Origin of the sequence: Citrobacter sp. wls716, assembly GCF_005280975.1 — a bacterium.
Lineage (GTDB): Bacteria > Pseudomonadota > Gammaproteobacteria > Enterobacterales > Enterobacteriaceae > Citrobacter > Citrobacter youngae.
The window spans coordinates 50,471-73,614 of record NZ_SZWX01000051.1 but is presented as its reverse complement, the minus strand read 5'-3'; the positions used below and the strand labels follow the sequence as shown (position 1 = coordinate 73,614).

General features: G+C 53.7%; 17 protein-coding genes and 1 pseudogene. 6 read left to right on the top strand and 12 right to left on the bottom strand.

Features of this window, described 5'->3' with window-relative positions; translation table 11 throughout:
* Window positions 1-8: 8 nt before the first annotated feature.
* The 4 genes from mtgA to FDX24_RS19145 form a co-directional block, all read right to left on the bottom strand.
* Window positions 9-728 carry a monofunctional biosynthetic peptidoglycan transglycosylase gene (mtgA, locus tag FDX24_RS19160; RefSeq protein ID WP_048213429.1) on the bottom strand — a complete coding sequence of 240 codons (720 nt, stop codon included), beginning with the start codon at window positions 726-728 and terminating at the stop codon, window positions 9-11.
* Window positions 725-1,378 (bottom strand): isoprenoid biosynthesis glyoxalase ElbB, encoded by a 654-nt coding sequence (elbB, locus tag FDX24_RS19155; RefSeq protein ID WP_048213430.1) that lies wholly within the window; start codon window positions 1,376-1,378, stop codon window positions 725-727. Before elbB ends, mtgA begins: the two co-directional genes overlap by 4 nt.
* Window positions 1,379-1,607: 229 nt before the next feature.
* Complete coding sequence (gene arcB / locus FDX24_RS19150) at window positions 1,608-3,944, bottom strand: aerobic respiration two-component sensor histidine kinase ArcB (protein WP_048213431.1); 2,337 nt, start codon at window positions 3,942-3,944, stop codon at window positions 1,608-1,610.
* Between the two features lie 197 nt (window positions 3,945-4,141).
* Window positions 4,142-5,071 carry a TIGR01212 family radical SAM protein gene (locus tag FDX24_RS19145; protein WP_115601395.1) on the bottom strand — a complete coding sequence of 310 codons (930 nt, stop codon included), beginning with the start codon at window positions 5,069-5,071 and terminating at the stop codon, window positions 4,142-4,144.
* Window positions 5,072-5,757: 686 nt separating this feature from the next.
* Between FDX24_RS19145 and gltB the strand changes: the two genes are divergently transcribed.
* The 5 genes and pseudogenes from gltB (at window position 5,758) to FDX24_RS19125 (ending at window position 14,522) form a co-directional block, all read left to right on the top strand.
* Entirely contained in the window at window positions 5,758-10,218 is a 4,461-nt protein-coding gene (gltB, locus tag FDX24_RS19140) for a glutamate synthase large subunit (RefSeq protein ID WP_137364788.1), read from the top strand.
* Between the two features lie 12 nt (window positions 10,219-10,230).
* The gene (locus FDX24_RS19135; protein WP_137364773.1) at window positions 10,231-11,649 is read left to right on the top strand and encodes a glutamate synthase small subunit; all 1,419 of its coding nucleotides are present in this window, start codon (window positions 10,231-10,233) and stop codon (window positions 11,647-11,649) included.
* A gap of 98 nt (window positions 11,650-11,747) precedes the next feature.
* Window positions 11,748-11,879 (top strand): annotated as a pseudogene (locus tag FDX24_RS23775) (DUF1016 domain-containing protein); the annotation flags it as partial.
* 122 nt (window positions 11,880-12,001) lie between these two features.
* Window positions 12,002-13,252, top strand: a complete 1,251-nt coding sequence (gene codB / locus FDX24_RS19130; protein WP_137364772.1) for a cytosine permease — start codon at window positions 12,002-12,004, stop codon at window positions 13,250-13,252.
* Window positions 13,242-14,522, top strand: a complete 1,281-nt coding sequence (locus FDX24_RS19125) for a cytosine deaminase (RefSeq protein ID WP_137364771.1) — start codon at window positions 13,242-13,244, stop codon at window positions 14,520-14,522. The genes codB and FDX24_RS19125 overlap by 11 nt, the downstream gene beginning before the upstream one ends.
* A 52-nt stretch (window positions 14,523-14,574) precedes the next feature.
* Here the strand turns inward: FDX24_RS19125 and nanQ are convergent, their stop codons facing one another.
* The 6 genes from nanQ to nanR all read right to left on the bottom strand — a co-directional run bounded on the left by nanQ (window position 14,575) and on the right by nanR (window position 20,047).
* Window positions 14,575-15,042, bottom strand: coding sequence for an N-acetylneuraminate anomerase (nanQ, locus tag FDX24_RS19120; RefSeq protein WP_101741937.1), 468 nt, complete (start codon window positions 15,040-15,042; stop codon window positions 14,575-14,577).
* A 2-nt stretch (window positions 15,043-15,044) separates the two neighbouring features.
* The gene (locus FDX24_RS19115) at window positions 15,045-15,914 is read right to left on the bottom strand and encodes an N-acetylmannosamine kinase (protein WP_137364787.1); all 870 of its coding nucleotides are present in this window, start codon (window positions 15,912-15,914) and stop codon (window positions 15,045-15,047) included.
* Complete coding sequence (locus tag FDX24_RS19110) at window positions 15,911-16,600, bottom strand: N-acetylmannosamine-6-phosphate 2-epimerase (protein ID WP_137364770.1); 690 nt, start codon at window positions 16,598-16,600, stop codon at window positions 15,911-15,913. Before FDX24_RS19110 ends, FDX24_RS19115 begins: the two co-directional genes overlap by 4 nt.
* 26 nt (window positions 16,601-16,626) lie before the next feature.
* Window positions 16,627-18,117 carry a sialic acid transporter NanT gene (nanT, locus tag FDX24_RS19105; protein ID WP_061068696.1) on the bottom strand — a complete coding sequence of 497 codons (1,491 nt, stop codon included), beginning with the start codon at window positions 18,115-18,117 and terminating at the stop codon, window positions 16,627-16,629.
* A gap of 110 nt (window positions 18,118-18,227) precedes the next feature.
* Complete coding sequence (gene nanA / locus FDX24_RS19100; RefSeq protein WP_061068697.1) at window positions 18,228-19,121, bottom strand: N-acetylneuraminate lyase; 894 nt, start codon at window positions 19,119-19,121, stop codon at window positions 18,228-18,230.
* Between the two features lie 134 nt (window positions 19,122-19,255).
* Entirely contained in the window at window positions 19,256-20,047 is a 792-nt protein-coding gene (nanR, locus tag FDX24_RS19095) for a transcriptional regulator NanR (RefSeq protein WP_048213441.1), read from the bottom strand.
* A gap of 360 nt (window positions 20,048-20,407) precedes the next feature.
* On the opposite strand from nanR, the gene dcuC reads away from it, so the two are divergent.
* A complete protein-coding gene (dcuC, locus tag FDX24_RS19090) occupies window positions 20,408-21,775 on the top strand; it encodes an anaerobic C4-dicarboxylate transporter DcuC (RefSeq protein WP_137364769.1) in 1,368 nt (455 codons plus the stop codon).
* Window positions 21,776-21,819: 44 nt separating this feature from the next.
* On the opposite strand, the gene sspB is transcribed toward dcuC, so the two are convergent.
* Both sspB and sspA read right to left on the bottom strand, forming a co-directional pair.
* Entirely contained in the window at window positions 21,820-22,317 is a 498-nt protein-coding gene (gene sspB, locus FDX24_RS19085; RefSeq protein ID WP_048213443.1) for a ClpXP protease specificity-enhancing factor, read from the bottom strand.
* Window positions 22,318-22,322: 5 nt separating this feature from the next.
* Window positions 22,323-22,961, bottom strand: a complete 639-nt coding sequence (sspA, locus tag FDX24_RS19080; RefSeq protein ID WP_048213444.1) for a stringent starvation protein SspA — start codon at window positions 22,959-22,961, stop codon at window positions 22,323-22,325.
* Window positions 22,962-23,144 lie beyond the last annotated feature (183 nt).

The following is a 23,144-nucleotide window of genomic DNA, read 5'->3' as shown; positions in this document are numbered from 1 at the left end:
AGCATCGACTAATACAGCTTATTTTCACGCATAAACGACTCACCGCCCAGCTGGCGCATTTGACGCATGATCCACGCCTGACGACTGCGTACATAGCCGGAAGGCGCACTCGCCTTAAAACGTAACGGATTGGGCAGCACCGCCGCCAGCAATGCCGCTTCAGACGGGCTAAGACGGCTGGCGGGTTTATGGAAATAGCGCTGTGATGCAGCCTCTACACCGAATACTCCATCGCCAAACTCCGCAATATTCAAATAAACCGTCAGGATTCGTTTCTTGCTCCAGACGGTTTCTATCCCCAGCGTTAACCCGGCCTCGAGCCCTTTGCGCACCCAGCTACGCCCATCCCACAAAAAGAGGTTTTTTGCCGTTTGTTGCGATAACGTCGAAGCGCCCCGAATACGGTTTTCATTACGTTCGTTATGCGCCAGCGCTTTCTCTATCGCTGAGACATCAAATCCCCAGTGATCGGGAAATTTCTGGTCCTCAGCGGCAATGACCGCCAGCCCCATCCACGGTGATATCTCATCCATACTGACCCAGTCAGAATGCGCCACATAGCCGAAATTACCCTGTATCCAGGCACCAAGCTGCCGCTCAATCATGACCGCTGAGAAAGGAACGGGCATCACGCTGAAGAGCGCTATACCCCCGCCCCAAAACACGGCGAGGACAATAACCGCCCGCAGAAGCAGACGTCGCAGAAAGGCGGTAGCCCCTTTTCTCATTCAGCCAGTACCAGAACACGCGAGACCAGTTTGTCGATCCCACTCGCCGCCTGAGCGATATCCTGCGCCAGCATGTAAGCAGGCGTGGTGACAACTTTATTATCTTCATCAACCACAATGTCATCGACCGGGCAAGGCACATGTTCAGCGCCCATCTCTTCCAGTACTTCCGCTGTATCGATGTCAGTGCCAATGGTCAGACGCAGCGGGAAGTCAAAAATCTTAGGTAACATAGCAGGAGCAATACACATGAATCCAAGAGGTTTACCGGCCTGATGCAGCGCCTTCGCCAGAGCAGCTAAGTCGCTATCAATCCGACACTCACTGCCCTGGCTGGCAAAATTGCTCAGATTTTTTGCTGCGCCAAACCCGCCAGGCACAATTAGCGCATCCAGCTCCGTTGCGACCGCCTGGGCCAGGGGGCGAATATCACCACGCGTAATACGCGCAGCTTCAATCAGGACATTGCGCGTTTCCGGCATCGGCTCGCCCGTCAGATGATTAATCACATCCGCCTGCTGTTTATCTGGGGCAAAGCAGATAGCTTGAGCGCCATTGCGGGCAATAGCCAGCAGCGTGAGTACGGCTTCGTGAATTTCTGCACCGTCATACACGCCACATCCGCTGAGCACTACGCCAACTTTTTTCATCGTGATACTCCTTTCGCAACTGACTGAAGCATATTAATAATTCTGATTAGAATGCCACGCTTCACACATTTAACTGATTCATGTAACAAATTATTTAAGATTTGCTATCTTAACTGCGTGCGGCCTGAAAATTAGGGCTGCGCCCTTGTAAACAATGATAATAATTTACGGCGCAGCCACGATTTCCCTGGTGTTGGCGCAGTATTCGCGCACCCCGGTCAAGCCGGGGTCATTTTTTTTCCACGCTCGCAACCCAGGCTCTTAACACCGCCACGTCGTGCTGCCACTCCTGCTTCATCTCTTCAATCCATTCAGCCACGTTATCTTCCCAGGCAGGAAGGTCGGGTGATTGAATTTGCTGACCCAACTGTTGCAGGTGGCGCAGACCGACAGATCCGGCTGCACCTTTAATTTTATGGCCTTCCTCAACCACGCCTTTTTTATCACGGGCAGTCAGATTAGACTCCAGCACGCTCAAATATCCTGGCATCATTTTCTCAAACACCGCCAGACCGTCGGTGATCAGCTTCGGCCCGACCAGTTCGAGGTATTGTTCCAACATGGGAATATCTAACAGCGCTTGCGATTTACTGCTTTCTTCAGACGTCACAGTGCTCTCCTCTTCGTTTCGGGTATCCCAGTATTTTTTGATCATGGCGGTTAACGCCGGAACTGACAGCGGCTTACTCAGCACGTCGTCCATTCCTGCATCCAGATATTCTTTTTTATCTTTCAGTACGTTGGCGGTGAGAGCCACCAGCGGAGGGAGATCCTCGCGCGCATATTTTTGCGTCAGTTCGCGTGAGATATCGAGCCCTGTCATATCCGGTAGCTGAATATCCAGCAGCACCAGGTCATATTCACCCGGTTTGAACATGTCCAGCGCGGCTTTCCCGGTCATGGCGACATCCACGCTGTTGCCCAGCTTTTCCAGCACCGAACGCGCAACAATAACGTTCAGTTCAATGTCTTCCACCAGCAGCACATTCAGGGCTGGTAACGGCATTTCATCGTCTTCAAAAGCATCTTCAATTTCTTCTGCCACGGCAGGAGCATGCACGGTTAGCGTAAAGATGGAGCCTTTTCCGGCCTGGCTGGAAACCGTAATATCACCGCCCATGTTTTTCGCCAGACGCTTCGAGACGGCCAGTCCAATCCCGGTTCCCGTTGCCGGTTTACCACCATGGCTGTCCTTCACCTGATAGTACATGGCGAAAATTTTATCCTGCTCATCCTGTGGAATACCGATCCCGGAATCCTCCACCTCAAAATGCAGTATATCTCCCTCGTCATAGCGCGCCCGTACGGTCACCTGCCCCTGCTGAGTAAACTTCACGGCGTTGCTGATCAGATTCCACAGAATCTGGCGCAAACGCGTTCCGTCGGTGATGACCTTATGTGGCAGCGGTAGCGTCGGCTCAAGCACAAAGCGCAATCCTTTTTGTTGCGCCTGCAGGCCGGAGAGGTTTTCCAGATCCGCCATAAAACTGGTGAAATCAACAGGCTGGTTATCGAGCTGGACTTTACGCCGCTCCATCTTATCCATGTCAATAATATCGTTGAAAATATTCCCCAGCGTCACGGCGGAAACATGGATAGTTTTGAGATATTTTTCCTGCTCAGCGGTTAAATCTGTATCCAACAGGATCCGGCTTAAGCCGACAATGCCGTTAAGCGGAGTGCGCAGCTCGTGGCTGATGGTGGAAATGAAAGTGGTCTTATCACGGCTGGCGCGCTCAAGCGCGTCCTGATAACGCTTCCGCTCGGTAATATCGCGCCCAAAGCCCATCAGGCCATGTCGCTTACCTACGCGGTCATAGTAAGGCACTTTACGAATTTCAAAGCAGGCTTTGCGCCCATCCGGGTAGTCCAGCCACTGTTCATAGGTGAGCGAGACGTTATGACGGAATACCTTCTCGTCGGTTTCAATCACCTTTTCAGCCGCCTCTGGCGAATACACATCAGCCGGCTTTAGATTCACCAGTTGCTTTTCGCTCTTACCGGTCAGCAGCTCCATAGCACGGTTACAGCCGGAAAATTCTTTATCTTCATTGCGATAAAAAACCAGGTCCGGTGAAGCATCAAGGAAAGAACGTAAAAATGAAGATTGTTGCTCGAGCTGGATCTGCGCTTCTTCGCGCTCTTTGATTTCAACCTTCAGTTGTTCGAACGTTTCCTGGCGCTCCGCTTCGGCTTTTTCGCGCTCGACAATTTCCTGGTTGAGCTGGGCAATATTATCTTTCAACTGCACATTGAGCTTGAGATCGCGCTCGCGCATCTCTTCCAGCTTTTGTACCAGTCGTGACAAGCGTTGCCGGGACTCTTCCAGTTGCTCCACCACCACAGAAAGGAAGTAGACGGCCCAGGGGGTAATTAACAGGCCAAAAAAGATAGAACGGATGACATCAATGCTTTCTACCTGGCCATGCAGCACCATGGTGACAGCCATCTGCACCACAATTGCCAACACAACCAAAGCCAGCGCCAACAGCAGCGAAAAGCGCACCAGACCTAACTTCATCATCAGGTCGACATAGTATTGCGCCAGCATACGAATTTGCTTCATAGAGGGTTCCTTCACGACAACTTGGCACAATAATACTCAATTCTCAGCGTGACGTTGAAGATTGTGCAAGAAATGCGGGGGTTATCGGTGAAATGACTGGGTAGGCGGTAGGCCGGATAAGGCATAGCCGCCATCCGGCAATGTGCGCCGGGCCACCTGATGGCGCGCAGCTTTCAGGCCTACATGACTACGGAGGGTTAGATCCCCGGCTGAATCCACGGCGTACCCAGCGCCGAGCCTTGCACGCCGTGCTCATTAAGGTACTTATCCAGTTCAACCATCCCGGTCCAGCGGTTTTCACACCATAGCGGTGCCAGCAGCGTTGGGCGACGCGCGCTGGCAGAAATGCGATGATAAATCACCTCTGGCGGCGTATGGCGGATCATCTCTCCGGCGGTAACCGTATAATCGTCCAGTTCAATACCGTTCAGCCGTCCGGCCTCCCAGGCTTTCGCCATCGTACTGCCTTTGACGATATGCAGAGGATGCAGCTTAATACCGTCGACGCCTGTCTCTACCACACGTTCCATCGTTTGCAGGCATTCCGCTTGCCCTTCACCAGGCAGGCCGACAATCAGGTGTGAACACACTTTCAGCCCGCGTTCACGCGCCAGTTGGGTCGTTCGCTGATAACAGGCAAAATCATGCCCACGATTAATGCGATGCAGCGTCTTGTCATGGGCCGTTTGCAAGCCCAGTTCCAGCCACACTTCGTAGCCCTGATCCTTGTACTCGCATAGCAGATCGAGCACGGCACCCGGCACACAGTCAGGGCGCGTGCCAACGCATAACCCGACGATGCTGGCCTGGCTGACGGCCTGCTGATACATCGAACGCAGCACCTGTACTTCCGCAAAGGTACTGGTATAAGCCTGAAAATAGGCCAGATAGCGCTTCGCGCGATTCACTAATTGCGCCTGATGCTCAAGCTGTTCAGCGATAGAATGATGCTGCTGCGCTTCGTCAGCAAAGGAGGCGACATTACAGAAGGTACATCCGCCACGTCCAATGGTGCCATCGCGATTTGGGCAGCTAAAGCCGCCGTGCAGCGTGAGCTTATGAACCTTTTGCCCATAACGGCGAGAAAGATCCCCACCAAACATATTGACTAATTTCTGTAACTGCATAATCTGGTAGACCGCGCCTTGAAAAGAGGCCAAAGCCTGCCATTTTTTGCCCCAGTCGGCGATGACCTGGATCAATCGCCCTGGCGAGCCTTTATTTATTGCATAACAAATCAAAATAATTGAAATTTCATTCACTCTAAATCTAATTACTTTTCCTTATATTCAGCGGTTTTTTTTATCTTCTTATACTCTCAGCGCAAAAACAGTATCTTTAAGACGCCGGAACTCTAAAAACCAGCATAAAATGCCAGTTATCTCGATAAATAAAGGGAGGACGAGGGATATCAGGCCTTTCTGACAGTGAGACAGATCACACTTCCAGGGGTATACTCCTCAGGTTAAATCAATGTAAAAAATCCTTTTATTTCAACATTTTCATAAAGTTAATCGCCCTCTAGCACATTTTTGCATAAATAAGATTGCCATTTGACCTGTGTGTGGATTCCCGATAACTTGGAAATCCGCTGGAAGCTTTCTGGATGAGCAGTCTGCTCATCATATTTATGCAGTAATTGAGATTCCCTCTGAAGCAAGTCCTCAAACTTGTTTGACCTATGCGAAAAGGATAAAGAGGGCGAATGCGAGGTGAGCGTATGAAACGCAAACCCCGTCGCCATGCTCTTGGTGTGCCCGTGCGCAAACGGTATCGGAGAGGTGTCCCGCAGAGCCTGGGGAGGTTCACTGATATGTTGTACGATAAATCCCTTGAGAAGGATAACTGTGGTTTCGGCCTGATCGCCCACATAGAAGGCGAACCTAGCCACAAGGTAGTGCGTACCGCCATACACGCACTGGCACGTATGCAGCACCGTGGCGCAATTCTTGCCGATGGCAAAACCGGCGATGGTTGCGGCTTGCTGTTACAAAAACCTGACCGCTTTTTCCGCATTGTTGCGCAAGAGCGCGGCTGGCGTTTAGCTAAAAACTACGCCGTCGGCATGATCTTTTTAAATAAAGACCCTGAACTGGCGGCGGCATCTCGTCGCATTGTTGAAGAAGAATTACAGCAGGAAACCCTGTCGATCGTAGGCTGGCGCGACGTGCCAACCAACGAAGGTGTTCTCGGTGAAATAGCCCTTTCCTCCCTGCCTCGTATCGAGCAAATTTTTGTTAACGCCCCTGCGGGCTGGCGTCCGCGTGATATGGAGCGTCGCCTGTTCATCGCGCGTCGTCGTATCGAAAAACGCCTCCTGCAAGACAAAGACTTCTACGTCTGTAGCTTGTCGAATCTGGTCAATATCTATAAAGGTCTGTGTATGCCGGCAGATCTGCCGCGCTTCTACCTGGACCTGGCAGACCTGCGTCTGGAATCGGCCATCTGCCTGTTCCACCAGCGCTTCTCCACCAACACCGTGCCGCGCTGGCCGCTGGCGCAGCCGTTCCGCTATCTGGCGCACAACGGTGAAATCAACACCATCACGGGCAACCGCCAGTGGGCGCGCGCCCGTACCTATAAGTTCCAGACCCCGCTGATCCCGGATCTGCACGACGCCGCGCCATTTGTTAACGAAACCGGCTCAGACTCCAGTTCGATGGATAACATGCTGGAACTGCTGCTGGCAGGCGGGATGGACATCATCCGTGCCATGCGCTTACTGGTTCCACCGGCATGGCAGAACAATCCGGATATGGATCCGGAGCTGCGCGCGTTCTTTGACTTTAACTCCATGCACATGGAACCGTGGGACGGCCCGGCGGGCATCGTCATGTCCGACGGTCGCTTCGCCGCCTGTAACCTCGACCGTAACGGCCTGCGTCCGGCACGCTACGTCATCACCAAAGACAAGCTGATTACCTGCGCCTCTGAAGTCGGGATCTGGGATTATCAGCCGGATGAAGTGGTAGAGAAAGGCCGCGTCGGCCCTGGCGAGCTGATGGTTATCGATACCCGCAGCGGGCGCATTCTGCACTCGGCCGAAACCGATGATGACCTGAAAAGCCGTCACCCATACAAAGAGTGGATGGAGAAAAACGTCCGCCGCCTGGTACCGTTCGAAGACCTGGCTGACGATCAGGTCGGCAGCCGTGAACTGGACGATGACACCCTCGCCAGCTACCAAAAACAATTTAACTACAGCGCTGAAGAGCTGGATTCCGTGATCCGCGTGCTCGGCGAAAATGGCCAGGAAGCGGTCGGTTCAATGGGTGATGATACCCCGTTTGCCGTGCTCTCCAGCCAGCCGCGCATCATCTATGACTACTTCCGCCAGCAGTTCGCGCAGGTCACCAACCCGCCGATCGACCCGCTGCGTGAAGCGCACGTCATGTCGCTGGCCACCAGCATCGGTCGTGAGATGAACGTCTTCTGCGAAGCGGAAGGTCAGGCACACCGCCTGAGCTTTAAATCGCCGATCCTGCTGTACTCCGATTTCACCCAGCTCACCACCATGAAAGAGGAGCATTATCGCGCTGACCGCCTGGATATCACCTTCGACGCGACCGAAACTACGCTCGAAGAGACCGTCAAAGCATTGTGCGATAAGGCGGAACAGATGGTGCGCAACGGCACGGTACTGCTGGTACTCTCTGACCGCAACATCGCTAAAAATCGTCTGCCGGTTCCGGCGCCGATGGCCGTGGGCGCAGTGCAAACGCGTCTGGTTGAACAAAGCCTGCGTTGCGACGCCAACATCATCGTTGAAACCGCCAGTGCCCGTGACCCGCACCATTTTGCCGTCCTGCTCGGCTTTGGCGCGACGGCCATTTATCCATACCTTGCGTATGAAACGCTGGGACGTCTGATCGACACCCAGGCGATTGCCAAAGATTACCGCACCGTGATGCTGAACTACCGTAACGGCATCAACAAAGGCCTGTACAAAATCATGTCCAAAATGGGCATCTCGACCATTGCCTCTTACCGCTGCTCGAAGCTGTTTGAAGCCGTTGGTCTGCACGATGATGTCGTGGCGCTATGCTTCCAGGGCGTGGTTAGCCGCATCAGCGGCGCAGGATTTACCGACTTCCAGCAGGATCTGCTGAACCTCTCCAAACATGCATGGCTGGCGCGTAAGCCCATCAGCCAGGGCGGTCTGCTGAAGTACGTCCATGGCGGCGAATACCACGCCTACAACCCGGACGTGGTGCGCACGCTACAACAGGCGGTGCAAAGCGGCGAGTACAGCGACTATCAGGAATATGCCAAGCTGGTCAACGAGCGTCCGGCGGCCACGCTGCGCGATCTGCTGGCGATTACGCCTGGTGATGAAGCCGTCAGCATTGACGAGGTAGAACCCGCAACCGAACTGTTTAAACGTTTTGATACCGCCGCCATGTCTATCGGCGCATTAAGCCCGGAAGCACACGAAGCGCTGGCTGAAGCAATGAACAGCATCGGCGGTAACTCGAACTCCGGCGAAGGCGGCGAAGACCCGGCGCGCTACGGCACCAACAAAGTGTCGCGGATTAAGCAGGTTGCTTCCGGTCGTTTTGGCGTGACCCCAGCGTATCTGGTGAACGCCGACGTGATTCAGATTAAAGTCGCTCAGGGTGCGAAGCCGGGTGAAGGCGGTCAGTTACCGGGCGACAAAGTCACCCCGTACATCGCCAAACTGCGCTATTCGGTACCGGGCGTGACGCTGATCTCCCCGCCGCCGCACCACGATATCTACTCTATCGAGGATTTAGCGCAGCTGATTTTCGACCTCAAACAGGTCAACCCGAAGGCGATGATCTCGGTGAAACTGGTTTCCGAACCGGGCGTCGGCACTATCGCTACCGGCGTGGCGAAAGCCTATGCGGATCTGATCACCATCGCGGGTTACGATGGCGGCACCGGCGCAAGCCCGCTGTCATCGGTGAAATACGCGGGCTGTCCGTGGGAGCTGGGGCTGGTGGAAACTCAACAGGCGCTGGTGGCTAATGGCCTGCGTCACAAGATTCGTCTGCAGGTCGATGGCGGTCTGAAAACCGGCGTCGATATCATTAAAGCGGCAATTCTGGGTGCAGAAAGCTTCGGTTTCGGTACCGGCCCGATGGTGGCGCTGGGCTGTAAATACCTGCGTATTTGCCATCTGAATAACTGTGCAACCGGCGTGGCGACTCAGGATGAGAAACTGCGTAAGAACCACTATCACGGTCTGCCGTTCAAAGTGACCAACTACTTTGAATTTATCGCCCGTGAAGTGCGCGAGCTGATGGCCGAGTTGGGCGTAACCCGCCTCGTAGACCTGATTGGCCGCACCGACCTGCTCAAAGAGCTGGAAGGGTTTACCGCCAAGCAGCAAAAGCTGGAGCTGTCTCGTCTGCTGGAAACCGCCGAACCGCATCCGGGTAAAGCGCTGCATTGCACCGAGAACAACCCACCGTTTGATAATGGCGTACTGAACGCCCAGCTGTTGCAGCAGGCGAAGCCGTTCGTCGACGAGCGCCAGAGCAAAACCTTCTGGTTCGATATCCGCAACACCGACCGTTCCGTCGGCGCATCGCTGTCGGGCTATATCGCTCAGACGCATGGCGATCAGGGGCTGGCTTCTGATCCGATCAAAGCGCATTTCAGCGGTACCGCAGGCCAGAGTTTTGGCGTGTGGAACGCGGGCGGCGTGGAGCTGTATCTGACCGGCGATGCCAACGACTATGTCGGTAAAGGCATGGCGGGCGGTCTGCTGGCGGTACGTCCTCCGGTTGGCTCAGCTTTCCGTAGCCATGAGGCGAGCATCATCGGTAACACCTGCCTGTATGGCGCCACCGGTGGTCGCCTGTTTGCTGCGGGTCGTGCGGGTGAGCGCTTTGCGGTGCGTAACTCCGGCGCAATCACCGTGGTTGAAGGAATTGGCGACAACGGCTGTGAATACATGACCGGCGGCATCGTCTGTATTCTCGGCAAAACCGGCGTTAACTTCGGCGCGGGCATGACCGGCGGATTCGCCTACGTGCTCGACGAAGACGGTGAATTCCGCAAACGCGTGAACCCGGAACTGGTCGAAGTGCTGAGCGTGGACTCTTTGGCTATCCACGAAGAGCACCTGCGCGGCCTGATTACCGAGCACGTACAGCATACCGGATCTTCACACGGCGAAGAGATCCTGGCGAACTGGCCAGCATTCTCGGCGAAATTCGCGCTGGTAAAACCAAAGTCCAGTGATGTGAAAGCACTGTTGGGTCACCGTAGTCGTAGCGCAGCAGAGCTGCGTGTGCAGGCGCAGTAAGGGGTAGCAGCAATGAGTCAAAACGTATACCAATTTATCGACCTGCAGCGTGTTGATCCGCCGAAGAAGCCGCTGAAGATCCGTAAGATCGAGTTTATCGAAATTTACGAGCCGTTTTCCGAAGGTCAGGCCAAAGCACAGGCAGATCGCTGCCTGTCCTGCGGTAACCCGTACTGCGAGTGGAAGTGCCCGGTGCATAACTACATCCCGAACTGGCTGAAGTTGGCGAATGAGGGACGTATTTTTGAAGCGGCAGAGCTTTCGCACCAGACCAACACCTTGCCGGAAGTCTGTGGTCGCGTATGCCCGCAGGACAGGCTGTGTGAAGGATCCTGTACGCTGAACGATGAGTTTGGCGCGGTAACTATCGGCAACATCGAGCGCTATATCAACGATAAAGCATTCGAGATGGGCTGGCGTCCGGATATGACCGGCGTTCGCCAGATGGACAAGCGCGTGGCGATTATCGGTGCGGGTCCGGCGGGCCTGGCCTGTGCTGATGTGCTGACCCGCAACGGCGTAAAGGCGGTGGTATTTGACCGTCACCCGGAAATCGGCGGCTTGCTGACCTTCGGTATCCCAGCCTTCAAGCTGGAAAAAGAGGTCATGACCCGTCGCCGTGAAATCTTCACCGGCATGGGCATTGAGTTCAAACTGAACGTGGAAGTGGGCCGTGACGTACAGCTCAACGATTTGCTGAAGGATTACGACGCTGTGTTCCTGGGCGTCGGAACCTATCAGTCAATGCGCGGCGGTCTGGAAAACGAAGACGCTGAGGGCGTGTTTGATGCCCTGCCGTTCCTGATTGCTAATACCAAGCAATTGATGGGTTTTGGCGAAAGCAGCGACGAGCCGTACATCAGCATGGAAGGCAAACGTGTCGTCGTGCTCGGCGGTGGCGATACCGCGATGGACTGCGTGCGCACCTCCGTGCGTCAGGGTGCGTCACACGTTATTTGCGCCTACCGTCGCGATGAAGAGAACATGCCGGGTTCGAAACGCGAAGTGAAAAACGCGCGTGAAGAAGGCGTCGAATTCCAGTTCAACGTCCAGCCGTTAGGTGTGGAAGTGAATGCCAACGGCAAAGTGTGTGGTGTGAAAATGGCGCGCACGGAGATGGGCGAACCGGATGCGAAGGGGCGTCGCCGTGCGGAGATCGTCGCTGGCTCCGAGCACGTTGTTCCGGCTGATGCGGTGGTCCTGGCGTTTGGTTTCCGCCCGCACAGCATGGAATGGTTGAAAGAGCACAGCGTCGAGCTGGATTCACAGGGGCGCATTATTGCCCCGGAACGTAGTGACAACGCTTTCCAGACCAGCAACCCGAAAATCTTCGCCGGCGGCGACATCGTACGCGGTTCGGATCTGGTGGTCACCGCAATTGCCGAAGGTCGTAAAGCGGCAGACGGTATCCTGAATTACCTGGAAGTGTAATACTTCTGGCTCCCCTGATGCTGATGGATGGGGAGCCAATATTCCTCCACTAAATACATGCGGAATCATTTTTCGAAAGCCGCTCACAAATACAGCCGTATATTCAGTACATTGAAATTCCGCAGACATTGTCTGCAGAATCTTACCATTTGGCGTAACTGACTTAATCTTTTCCACTACCCTGGTCGGCGTTTGTCCGCTTCTTATCGGTTAAAAATGTCGAGCCCAAAAATCAACGCAATCATCAACACCATAAATAATAACCATGTAAAGATTATACGTAATCGTTTGCTTTATTCTGAGAAGTGTATATGATGCGGCGGATTTTTTGGGCAAAATTCAAGGAGGCGTTGTGTCGCAGGACAACAATTATAGCCAGGGCCCCGTCCCTCTGGCAGCGCGGAAAGGCGTGATACCACTGACGTTTGTGATGTTGGGGTTAACATTCTTTTCCGCCAGTATGTGGACCGGTGGCACACTCGGTACCGGTCTTTCCTATAATGATTTCTTCCTGGCAGTTCTCTTCGGTAATCTTCTCCTCGGTATTTACACTGCATTTCTCGGTTTTATCGGCGCAAAAACAGGGCTCTCAACCCACCTTCTGGCGCGTTACTCATTTGGTTTGAAAGGTTCATGGCTTCCCTCACTGTTGTTAGGCGGCACACAGGTGGGCTGGTTTGGCGTCGGCGTGGCAATGTTCGCCATCCCGGTGGGTAAAGCGACGGGAATTGACGTCAACATCCTGATTGCAGTTTCCGGTCTGCTGATGACCATGACCATCTTCTTTGGTATCTCGGCACTCACCATTTTGTCCATCATCGCCGTCCCCGCCATCGTCGTTCTTGGCAGCTACTCCGTCTGGCTGGCGGTGAGTGATGTCGGCGGTTTAGACCATTTAAAAGCGATAGTGCCGCAGACACCGCTGAATTTTTCCACAGCACTGGCGCTGGTCGTCGGATCGTTTGTCAGCGCAGGAACATTAACCGCCGACTTCGTTCGCTTTGGTCGCAACGCCAAAGGCGCAGTGCTGATCGCCATGGTGGCGTTTTTCCTTGGCAACTCCTTGATGTTCATCTTCGGCGCGGCTGGTGCCGCCGCGGTAGGACAGGCGGATATCTCTGACGTGATGATTGCCCAGGGGCTGCTGCTGCCCGCGATCATCGTTCTCGGCCTGAATATCTGGACAACCAATGACAACGCGCTGTACGCCTCCGGTCTGGGATTTGCCAATATTACCGGCCTTTCCAGCCGCACATTGTCCGTGGCCAACGGTATTATTGGAACACTGTGCGCATTATGGCTTTACAATAACTTTGTCGGCTGGCTGACATTCCTGTCGGCGGCCATCCCTCCTATTGGCGGAGTGATTATTGCCGATTATCTGTTAAACCACCGCCGGTACACCAACTTCAACACAGCACAGTTTATTCCCGTCAACTGGATAGCGATCCTGTCCGTTGCATTAGGCATTGCCGCAGGTCACTATATTCCCGGTATTGTGCCGGTCAACGCCGTACTTGGCGGCGTATTCAGCTATATCCTGCTGAACCCACTTTTCAATCGCAACCTTGCTAAATCCCCGGAGGTCAGCCATGCAGAATAACACCATCACTCTAACTCAAACCCGTCTGCAGGGGCGTGAAGGATTGTGGCAAATCACGATTGAAAACGGGCGTTTTAGCCGTATTGATCCCCAGGGAACAGCATCTGCGCCACAGGGCAAGGTGCTTGATGCCGAAGGCGGCCTGGCCATTCCACCGTTCGTTGAGCCACATATCCATCTGGACACCACGCAAACCGCAGGTGAGCCGAGCTGGAACCAGTCTGGTACGTTATTTGAAGGCATTGAGCGTTGGGCCGAACGTAAGGCAATGCTCACGCACGAAGACGTCAAAGCGCGTGCCATGCAGACGCTGAAGTGGCAGATGGCCAACGGCATCCAGTATGTCCGAACTCACGTAGACGTTTCCGATCCTACGCTGACGGCGCTGAAAGCCATGCTGGAAGTGAAGCAAGAAGTGGCACCGTGGGTGGAGCTGCAGATTGTGGCGTTCCCACAGGAAGGTATTCTTTCTTATCCCAACGGCGAAGCGCTGCTAGAAGAAGCTGTGCGTTTGGGTGCCGACGTCATTGGCGCAATTCCTCACTTTGAATTCACGCGTGAATATGGCGTCGAGTCGCTGCACAAAACTTTCGCCCTGGCGCAGAAGTATGACCGACTTATCGATGTGCACTGTGACGAGATTGATGATGAGCAATCGCGCTTTGTTGAAACCGTCGCGGCGCTGGCACATCGCGATGGCATGGGATCGCGCGTGACAGCCAGCCACACCACAGCGATGCATTCCTACAACGGCGCATATGCTTCCCGCCTTTTCCGTCTGTTAAAAATGTCAGGTATTAACTTCGTCGCGAATCCGCTAGTGAATATTCACCTGCAAGGGCGCTTTGATACGTATCCTAAACGTCGCGGCATCACCCGCGTCAAGGAGATGCTGGAAGCGGACATCAATGTTTGCTTTGGGCATGATGACGTTTTTGACCCGTGGTACCCGCTGGGCACCGCCAATATGCTGCAGGTACTGCATATGGGATTACATGTGTGTCAGCTGATGGGATACGGACAGATTAACGATGGGCTGAACCTGATCACTACCCACAGTGCGAAAACCCTGCACCTGCAGGATTATGGTCTGAACGTGGGGAACGCCGGAAATCTGGTAATTTTAGCGGCAGAAAATGGGTTTGATGCGGTTCGTCGCCAGACGCCTGCACGTTATTCCATTCGTCACGGGCGAGTCATTGCTGAAACGGTGCCAAGCCAGACCACGCTGCATCTGGCACAACCGGAAGCGGTGACGTTTAAGCGCTAGGTTGTTCTATCCAGTGTCGGATGGCACAAGCCTTGCCATCCGACACGGTCTGTCAGACGTGTAATAAGCTGGCGCGCACCTTAATCACCACCTTTTTAATGTCCATCGGGGCTTGCACCACACAGCCCGGTTTATGCGGCTCGCCCGGCATAAAAATCGCAAATCTTCCCGGCTTCAGTACGATCGCCTGCTCATCGGCAATCTCGCTGCACAGCTGATAGTCATCCTCAACATGCATCTCATCGCACTGGCGAGCAGAATCGGTCATCCCGAACAGAATACGTTCTTCACCCGCCAGCAGTACCTGAATATCAATATATTGCTCGTGCAACTCCGCTTTCTTTTGCTCCGGTTGTTGCGTAACAAACTGCATGACGTTCATAAAGACATTCTCACCTTGCAGCTCATAGCGCCCCGGTGCTTTATCCTGCGGTTTTGCCGCAACAGCCTGCGTTAATGCCTGCTGCAATACCGGATGCAATCCAGCAGAAAGCTGAGACTGTAAATCCCCTGACATCATCATCATTCTCCCTGGGCCAACAGCGCGGCCCCCAGTAGTCCAGCGTCATGACGGTAATGTGCCGCCAGTAATTTCACGTGATAAGTCGCGGGTTCCTGTGCCAGCCAGGCTTTCACCTGCGCCAGATAACCTTCAGCCAACCCGACGCTTCCGCCAATAACAACGCACTGGCAGTCGGTTGTCGCCTTCACATCGGCAATCAGACGTGCCAACGTGCATGCCGATCGCTGGATCAATTGACACGCCTGTTCATCCCCTTGTCTGGCCCGGCTAAAAATAATTTTTGCATCACATCCAGCAAGTGAGCCTTCGGCTGCCGCTGCAATCCCACGGCCGGAAGCGATAGCCTCCACGCACCCCACTCGTCCACAACCACATTGCGGACCATACGGGTCCGCCAGTGTATGACCTACATGCCCCGCCAGCCCCCCGGCTCCGGTTAACAACTTTCCGTTGCTAACCACGCCGCCACCAACACCGGTCGATACAGTAATAAACGCCATATCGTGGTATTTCCCGCCAAGTGCATGATATTCAGCCCACGCAGCGGCCTGTGCGTCATTCACCGCCAACGTCGGTAGACCGGTGAATGACTCCAGCGTTTGCACCAGCGGGAAATGCATCAATCCCCCCAGATTTAATGGATTCAGTGCCAGGAGCGCGCCCTCACGGATGATGCCGGTTGAGGCAATCGCCACGCGCTGAGCCTGTGCCAGCAACGGCTCAATCAGCGCTTCCAGAGCAGCTCGCAGCGCTTGTGGTGTTTTGCTGGCGGGTGTCGGAAGTGCGTGACGGTCACGCATTTGCAGGCGACCATCAACCAGTGCAGCGGCCAGTTTAGTACCGCCGATATCAATCGCCAGGGTGGTCATAGCGCGGCCTTTTTCATCGCCGTGGTGTACCACTGGCAAATGTGTTCCAGTCGGGTAATAGCAGAACCCACTGTCACCGCCCAGGCCCCGTGGCGCATGGCTTCAGCTGCTTGTGCTGGCGTGTTATAACGTCCTTCGGCAATCACCCGACACCCGGCATCACGTAACGCTTTCACCAGCGCCAGATCCGGCTCATCTGGTGTTTCTGGTGTCGTATAACCCGACAGCGTCGTACCAATAATTTCCGCGCCGAGTTGCTGGCAGGCCAGGCCGTCTTTCAGCGACGAACAGTCGGCCATGGCCAGACAGTGATGTTGATGAATTCGTGCCAACAGTGCGGCGACGGGAACAGGACGCACGCGGTCTGTACCATCAATCGCTATAATGTCAGCTCCCGCCTGCGCCAACGCATCGACATCATCTAAAAATGTAGTGATGCGTACCGGGGAGTCAGCAAGATCGCGTTTCAGAATACCTATAATTGGCAGCGAAACGACCGCCCGGGTCGCCTGCAGGTTTTCCACGCCTTCAATACGCAGCGCCACCGCACCAGCCTGCTCGGCTGCCAGCGCCATGGCGGCGACAATTTCAGGTTTATCCAGCGGGCTGTCAGGAACGGGCTGGCAGGAGACAATCAGTCCGCCATCAGCGGCAATCTTTTTATCCAGTAGCTCAAGTAACGACATACATCTCTCAACGCCGGGCAAGCGGATTAACTTTTTGATTTCACCATGGTGCTTTTATCGCCGCCAAACGGCACGGCTCCACTAAACGGTTTACCATCAATGGCATCATGTGTACGTAGTGCTTCAGGCCGCAGCCAACGCTGTACACGAGACGGCATATCAAGGCCAATCAACAGGATCACCACAAATGTCAGGCCGAAAGAAAGCGATCCCAGCGCTGTGCCCAGATCCAGACGTTGTGCAATCAGCGCCCCGATGATCGGTGCCAGTGCCCCACCAAGTGCCCCTACGTTGTAGGTGAACCCCAGGCCCGCCGCACGCTGGTCGGTATCGAAATAACCACCAATAAGTTTTGGTAAGATCCCGGAGATCCCCTGCCCAAGCATTTGCTGGAAAAACAGTAGCAAACCCAGAACCCAGACATTGGCCCCGCCAATCGCAAACACAGGGATAATCAGCAACTGCGAGGCCAGCAGACTGCACACATAAGCCTTGCGGGTACCCAGCCAGTCGCCAAGGAAACCACCGACGCAGCAGCCAACCGCCGCACCAAAGCCACTAAAGAACAGGACCCTGGCAACCGTTGAAGGGTCATACATCAGTTCAGTTTTCAAATACGTTGGCAGCAGCGCCTGAATCGGCCACGAGTAGAGAAATGCGAACAGCACGACAACCATCAGCATCACACCCGTCGGCCAACGTTTACCGCTGCTTTGCACCATAAAGCTAATGAAAATAAACGCACATATCAGGCCGAGGACCGCCACGATAGCCGCATTTTGCAGGTCGCCAGCAAAGCAGAACCACAGCGCGGTTGCAGCGGCGATCGTCATCAGAATATTAATTACCCGATGCTCGCCCCGGTAGAGAATATCCACCATAGTGCGCACTGGCGCTTTACCTGCGTGTTTTTCTTTCCAGTCCTCTGCCTCCGGAATATTTTTACGCAGCCAGAGGGCGAAGATAATTGGCAGAATGCCGATGAAGAACAGCGCACGCCATCCCCAGACCGGAACCACCAGGCTGTAAACCTGGGCGGCAATCACAGCGCCGACCGAGAAACCAGAAATCAGGAAACCACTGGCTTTGTTACGCAGGTGTTTAGGCCAGCTTTCAATAACGTAGGTGGCGCTGGAGCCGTACTCACCGGCCATTCCCATACCGATAACCAGGCGGGCGATAAACATGGTGGTGTAGCCTGGCGCGAAGCCACAGGCCAGCGTCCCCACAGAGAACAGAATGATACTGGTGACCATTGCCAGGCGACGTCCATAACGGTCACCCATCGCACCCAGCATTAACCCGCCAAACCAGCGAGAGATGAAGGCGGCTGAAATCAGGCTCGCCGCCTGCACCGTCGTCAGTCCGAATTCGCCTTGTACTTCCGTCAGTACAAGGGCGATTAATACAAAATCAAAACCATCAAGCAAATATCCCAGCCAGGCGGCGGAAAATGCCCGCCATTGTGCCCGATTGAGATGGCGATACCACGGGATGCTCTGGGTAGAAGTACTCATTTTACTCTCCCAACGATCTTTGTTGTTGTGCCGGATGGCGGCTTCGCCTTTTCCGGCCTACGGTCGAAAAATCCAGGCCGGGCAAGCGAAGCGCCCCCGGCGACCCGCGATTACGCTTTTTCCGCCAGCAGTTGGTTCGCCAGGGCTTTCAGTTCTGGCAAATATTGTTCATCTACCGGAGCGAACGGTTTACGGCACAGAGGTACAGAAACCACATCCATATAGTGCAGTACCGTTTTCAGACCGCGGAATACGCCAACCTTGATGAGCAGATCGATAACCTCATTGCACTCGGTTTGCAGCTTTTGTGCAGCCCGGATATCGCCTTCTTTGAGCGCTTTCACAATTCCCTGATAACGCCATCCCATGATGTTGTAAGTACTGCCAATCCCACCATCCGCACCGGCCAGCAACCCAGAAGCGAAGATCTCGTCATAGCCGTTGTAAAGCACCAGATCGGGGTGAGCGCGGCGGATCTGTTCCATTTGATAGAGATCGCCTGAGGTTTGCTTCAGCGCGCCAACGCCCGGCAACGTCACCAACGTGTTGATCTGATCCAGCGTCAGTTTTACGCCGCTCAGTGCCGGGATGTTATAGACCACCATCGGTAAGCCATCGGCGGAATCAATAATTGCGCGGTAGTGATCGCAGTGCTCTTCAAAGCTGAACGGATAGTAAAACGGCGTAACGGCCGAAACCGCATCAAATCCGTAGCGATGCGCAGCGCTCGCCAGCTGCTGGCTCTCTTCAGTGCTCACCGTGCCAACGTGGGCAATTAAGGTCACTTTACCTTTCGCTTCTTCAGCAACAATTTCCAGCACCTGCTCTCTTTCAGCGCGGTTTTGGACAAAGGCCTCACCCGTTGAGCCACCGACATAGAGCCCATCAACGCCCTGCCCAATGTTGAAACGCACCAGACGGCGCAAGCTCTCGGTGTCCAGTTTCTGCTGGTTATCGAATGGAGTTAATAACGCTGGCATTACGCCTTTTAAATTTCTTGCCATAACGACCTCTGAAGATGATTAGTGTTGTCTGACTACATACCTTTATACCTGTTATACCAGATCAAATAAGCAGCAATACAATACAGAACGCTTATAGTGCGATCTGCTTCACTAAAAGACCGTCAGGATCGCGATTACTTACGCAATTTTTTACTTTTGCTGAAGGCGTGCCAGGTTGCGGAAACGCTATTGAGATGTTCTTGCAGTGCGCGGTCTGCTTCTTCAGGATCGCGCTGGCGAATCGCGTCGACAATAGCGATATGCTGCTGATAACTCACGTTATTGTGCTCATACAATTCTTGATCGGCGACGGCCGGACGGGCAGCTATTAACCAGTCTAACAGCGCAACATGGATCGCCATAAAGATGGGGTTGCCCGGGATCTCTGCCAGCACACGGTGGAAGTCAACATCTGAACGGATGAAGAGCGCATTGTCTTCCAGCGACTGACTGTTGATCTCCAGTGCTTTCGCCAGTCTGTCGATTTGCTCGTCAGTGGCATGCTCTGCGGCATAACGCACCAGGCTGGACTCAAAGAACAATCGCAGCTGCTCAAAATGGGAAATACCACCAGGATGTGAGAGGAAATCTTTCGCCATGCCGGACAGTTCGCTGATAATCGTATCGGCCGAAGGACGTGAAACGCGGGCGCGTTCACCGTTGTTAATTTGCACCAGACCTTTACGCTTTAACGCCGCCAGCGCTTCTCGTACAGAAGGACGGCCAACATTGAAAAAAGCCATCAGTTCTCGCTCTGACGGCAACTGTTCCCCTTCGCCAAATTCCCGACGGCGAATCATCTGTTCAAGTTCTTCCTCAACCATTTCAGACAGTTTTTTACGCGCCAGCGGGCGGCTGCGTAAGCTACGGCCAATGGTGGATGGAGAGTCTTCAGCTTGCGAATCAAATGCGTTCATAGGGTCCATTCAGCTAAGTCGTGGTGACAAATAACAGCGAGTTCATCGTAACACAGGATCGAAAGCAGGGTGAAATGGTGGTCTGTGGGAGATATGCTCATACCGATGATATATAAAATTCATATATTTAAATATGAATGATTGAGCGGACAGTTTTTTATTACCATGGGATAAAACCAACTTTATGAAATCTGCGAATATCATCTTTAAAATAAATCATAAGCCACTATTTTAAAACGAAAAATAACCAAACCTCGATTATAAAAACACGATATCCACTCCAAAACACATGCCAGAAAAAATATAACATCCGCATTTAAAACAGCGTTATTACCGGATTTATCTTCTTCTCTGGCATGGAGTGAAAAAATGTTCGGCATTATTATCTCTGTCATCGTTTTATTAACGATGGGTTACCTGATCCTCAAAAACTACAAACCACAGGTAGTACTGGCAGCAGCCGGGATCTTCCTGATGATCTGCGGCGTCTGGTTGGGGTACGGCGCACTGGTCGCCAGCGACAAAAGCAGCGGTTATCTGCTGGTCGATATTTATAATGAAATTCTTCGTATGCTCTCAAACCGGGCGGCCGGACTGGGGTTATCCATCATGGCGGTGGGCGGTTATGCCCGCTATATGGACAGAATGGGAGCCAGCCGGGCAATGGTCAGCCTGTTGAGCCGCCCACTTAAGCACATCCACTCACCCTATATTGTGCTTGCCGCGACGTATGTAATTGGTCAAATCATGGCACAGTTCATCACCAGTGCTTCCGGATTGGGCATGCTGCTGATGGTTACGCTCTTCCCAACGCTGGTCAGCCTGGGCGTGAGCCGTTTATCCGCGGTAGCGGTCATTGCCACTTCGATGTCGATTGAATGGGGCATTCTGGAAACTAACTCAATTTTCGCCGCACAGGTTGCGGGGATGAAAATAGCCACTTATTTCTTCCACTACCAACTTCCTGTCGCATCCTGCGTCATCATCGCCGTCGCCATCGCACACTTTTTCGTTCAACGCCGGTTTGATCAAAAAACACAACCAGACAACACAGGCTTCAATGAACAAAAGACGCTGGAGGATGTGCCGCCACTCTATTACGCCATTTTACCGGTGATGCCGCTGCTCCTGATGTTGGGCTCGCTGTTGCTGGCGCATATGGGATTAATGCAGGCAGAGTTGAATCTGGTGGTGGTGATGCTAATGAGTTTGTCGCTGACCATGTTTGTGGAGTTTCTTCATAAACATAATCTGCGTGAGACTATGGATGATGTGCAGGCGTTTTTTGACGGCATGGGAACACAGTTTGCCAACGTCGTCACACTGGTGGTGGCCGGTGAGATCTTTGCCAAGGGTTTAACCACTATCGGCACCGTCGATGCGGTGATTAAAGGTGCGGAACACTCCGGGCTTGGCGGTATCGGTGTGATGATCATTATGGCCGTGGTTATCGCCGCCTGCGCAATTGTAATGGGATCCGGGAATGCACCGTTTATGTCATTCGCCAGTCTGATCCCGGATATTGCTGCGGGGCTGCATATTCCTGCGGTTGTGATGATTATGCCGATGCACTTCGCCACCACGCTGGCACGTGCGGTTTCACCGATTACCGCTGTGATTGTCGTGACATCCGGTATTGCTGGCGTGTCGCCTTTTGAGGTAGTAAAACGGACAGCCATCCCAATGGCGATAGGATTTGTGGTCAATATGATTGCCACTATCGCGCTGTTTTATTGATATCTGACGCAGAATGCAAAACAGGCCCGCAAGGGCCTGTTTGATTATTTCACTACGCGTAGCGCCGGACGCCCACCGCGAGGAGGCGGCGGTGTGTCGTCAGGATCGTCATCGTGATTATCCGGTTTATCGCCATCAATCACCGACATCACCGTTTCGTTTTCGCTCTCAGGCGCGACATCGTCATCATTGAGGCTGTCGACATCTTCGTCATAGGCCGCTTCAGGTTCAAACATCGTTCCTGCGCCGTTTTCACGGGCATAGATCGCGAGTACCGCCGCCAGTGGTACGGAAACGTTGCGCGGCACGCCGCCAAAGCGCGCGTTAAAGCGCACTTCGTCGTTTGCCAGTTCCAGATTGCCCACGGCACGCGGCGCAATATTCAAAACAATTTGCCCGTCACGTGCATATTCCATCGGAACCTGCACGTCCTGGAGCGTCACATCCACCACCAGGTGCGGCGTGAGCTGGTTGTCTAGCAACCACTCATAGAATGCGCGCAGCAGATACGGACGGCGTGGTGTTAGCTGTGGCAAATCCATACAGGTTAACCCCGGCCCAGACGCATTTCACGTTCAGGCTCAGTCAGAGAAGCCAGGAAAGAGTCACGTTCAAAGACGCGGGTCATATACCCTTTCAGTTCTTTCGAACCTGCACCGTTGAATTCAATACCCAGCTGCGGTAAACGCCACAGCAGCGGCGCCAGGTAGCAATCGACCAGGCTGAACTCATCGCTCAGGAAATACGGTTTTTGACCAAAGACTGGGGCAATTGCCAGCAGCTCTTCACGCAGACGTTTACGTGCAACATCGGCTTCAGATGCGGAACCGTTCACGATGACGTTCATCAGCGTGTACCAGTCTTTTTCAATACGCTGCATGTACAGACGGCTCTCACCACGCGCAACCGGGTAAACCGGCATCAGCGGAGGATGCGGGAAACGCTCATCCAGGTATTCCATAATGATGCGAGATTCCCACAGGGTCAGCTCACGATCCACCAGTGTCGGGACGCTCTGATTCGGGTTGAGGTCGATCAGATCCTGCGGTGGATTGTCCTTCTCCACGTGCTCAATCTCGAAACTAACACCTTTCTCAGCCAGCACAATGCGGACCTGATGGCTATAGATGTCAGTAGGACCAGAAAACAGCGTCATTACCGAACGTTTGTTGGCAGCGACAGCCATGAAAACCTCCAGGTATATTCAGAATTTTTACTGCTACCAGCCACTATGTGACCAGCCAGAAGTGATGTCACCCAGATTCGGGAAAGCCATTACTGTTCAAAATACAAACAAAAAATGAGCGATACCGGACATTTGGGCAGAAAATTGGATGATAGTTTACCAGATTTTGTGACCTTTGTGGTG

Excerpts from the sequence above, each read along its gene's own strand:
- mtgA (WP_048213429.1), bottom strand. The coding sequence starts at position 728 with ATGAGAAAAGGGGCTACCGCCTTTCTGCGACGTCTGCTTCTGCGGGCG.
- elbB (WP_048213430.1), bottom strand. The coding sequence starts at position 1,378 with ATGAAAAAAGTTGGCGTAGTGCTCAGCGGATGTGGCGTGTATGACGGT.
- arcB (WP_048213431.1), bottom strand. The coding sequence starts at position 3,944 with ATGAAGCAAATTCGTATGCTGGCGCAATACTATGTCGACCTGATGATG.
- FDX24_RS19145 (WP_115601395.1), bottom strand. The coding sequence starts at position 5,071 with ATGCAGTTACAGAAATTAGTCAATATGTTTGGTGGGGATCTTTCTCGC.
- gltB (WP_137364788.1), top strand. The coding sequence starts at position 5,758 with ATGTTGTACGATAAATCCCTTGAGAAGGATAACTGTGGTTTCGGCCTG.
- FDX24_RS19135 (WP_137364773.1), top strand. The coding sequence starts at position 10,231 with ATGAGTCAAAACGTATACCAATTTATCGACCTGCAGCGTGTTGATCCG.
- FDX24_RS19125 (WP_137364771.1), top strand. The coding sequence starts at position 13,242 with ATGCAGAATAACACCATCACTCTAACTCAAACCCGTCTGCAGGGGCGT.
- nanQ (WP_101741937.1), bottom strand. The coding sequence starts at position 15,042 with ATGATGTCAGGGGATTTACAGTCTCAGCTTTCTGCTGGATTGCATCCG.
- FDX24_RS19115 (WP_137364787.1), bottom strand. The coding sequence starts at position 15,914 with ATGACCACCCTGGCGATTGATATCGGCGGTACTAAACTGGCCGCTGCA.
- FDX24_RS19110 (WP_137364770.1), bottom strand. The coding sequence starts at position 16,600 with ATGTCGTTACTTGAGCTACTGGATAAAAAGATTGCCGCTGATGGCGGA.
- nanT (WP_061068696.1), bottom strand. The coding sequence starts at position 18,117 with ATGAGTACTTCTACCCAGAGCATCCCGTGGTATCGCCATCTCAATCGG.
- nanA (WP_061068697.1), bottom strand. The coding sequence starts at position 19,121 with ATGGCAAGAAATTTAAAAGGCGTAATGCCAGCGTTATTAACTCCATTC.
- nanR (WP_048213441.1), bottom strand. The coding sequence starts at position 20,047 with ATGGACCCTATGAACGCATTTGATTCGCAAGCTGAAGACTCTCCATCC.
- dcuC (WP_137364769.1), top strand. The coding sequence starts at position 20,408 with ATGTTCGGCATTATTATCTCTGTCATCGTTTTATTAACGATGGGTTAC.
- sspB (WP_048213443.1), bottom strand. The coding sequence starts at position 22,317 with ATGGATTTGCCACAGCTAACACCACGCCGTCCGTATCTGCTGCGCGCA.
- sspA (WP_048213444.1), bottom strand. The coding sequence starts at position 22,961 with ATGGCTGTCGCTGCCAACAAACGTTCGGTAATGACGCTGTTTTCTGGT.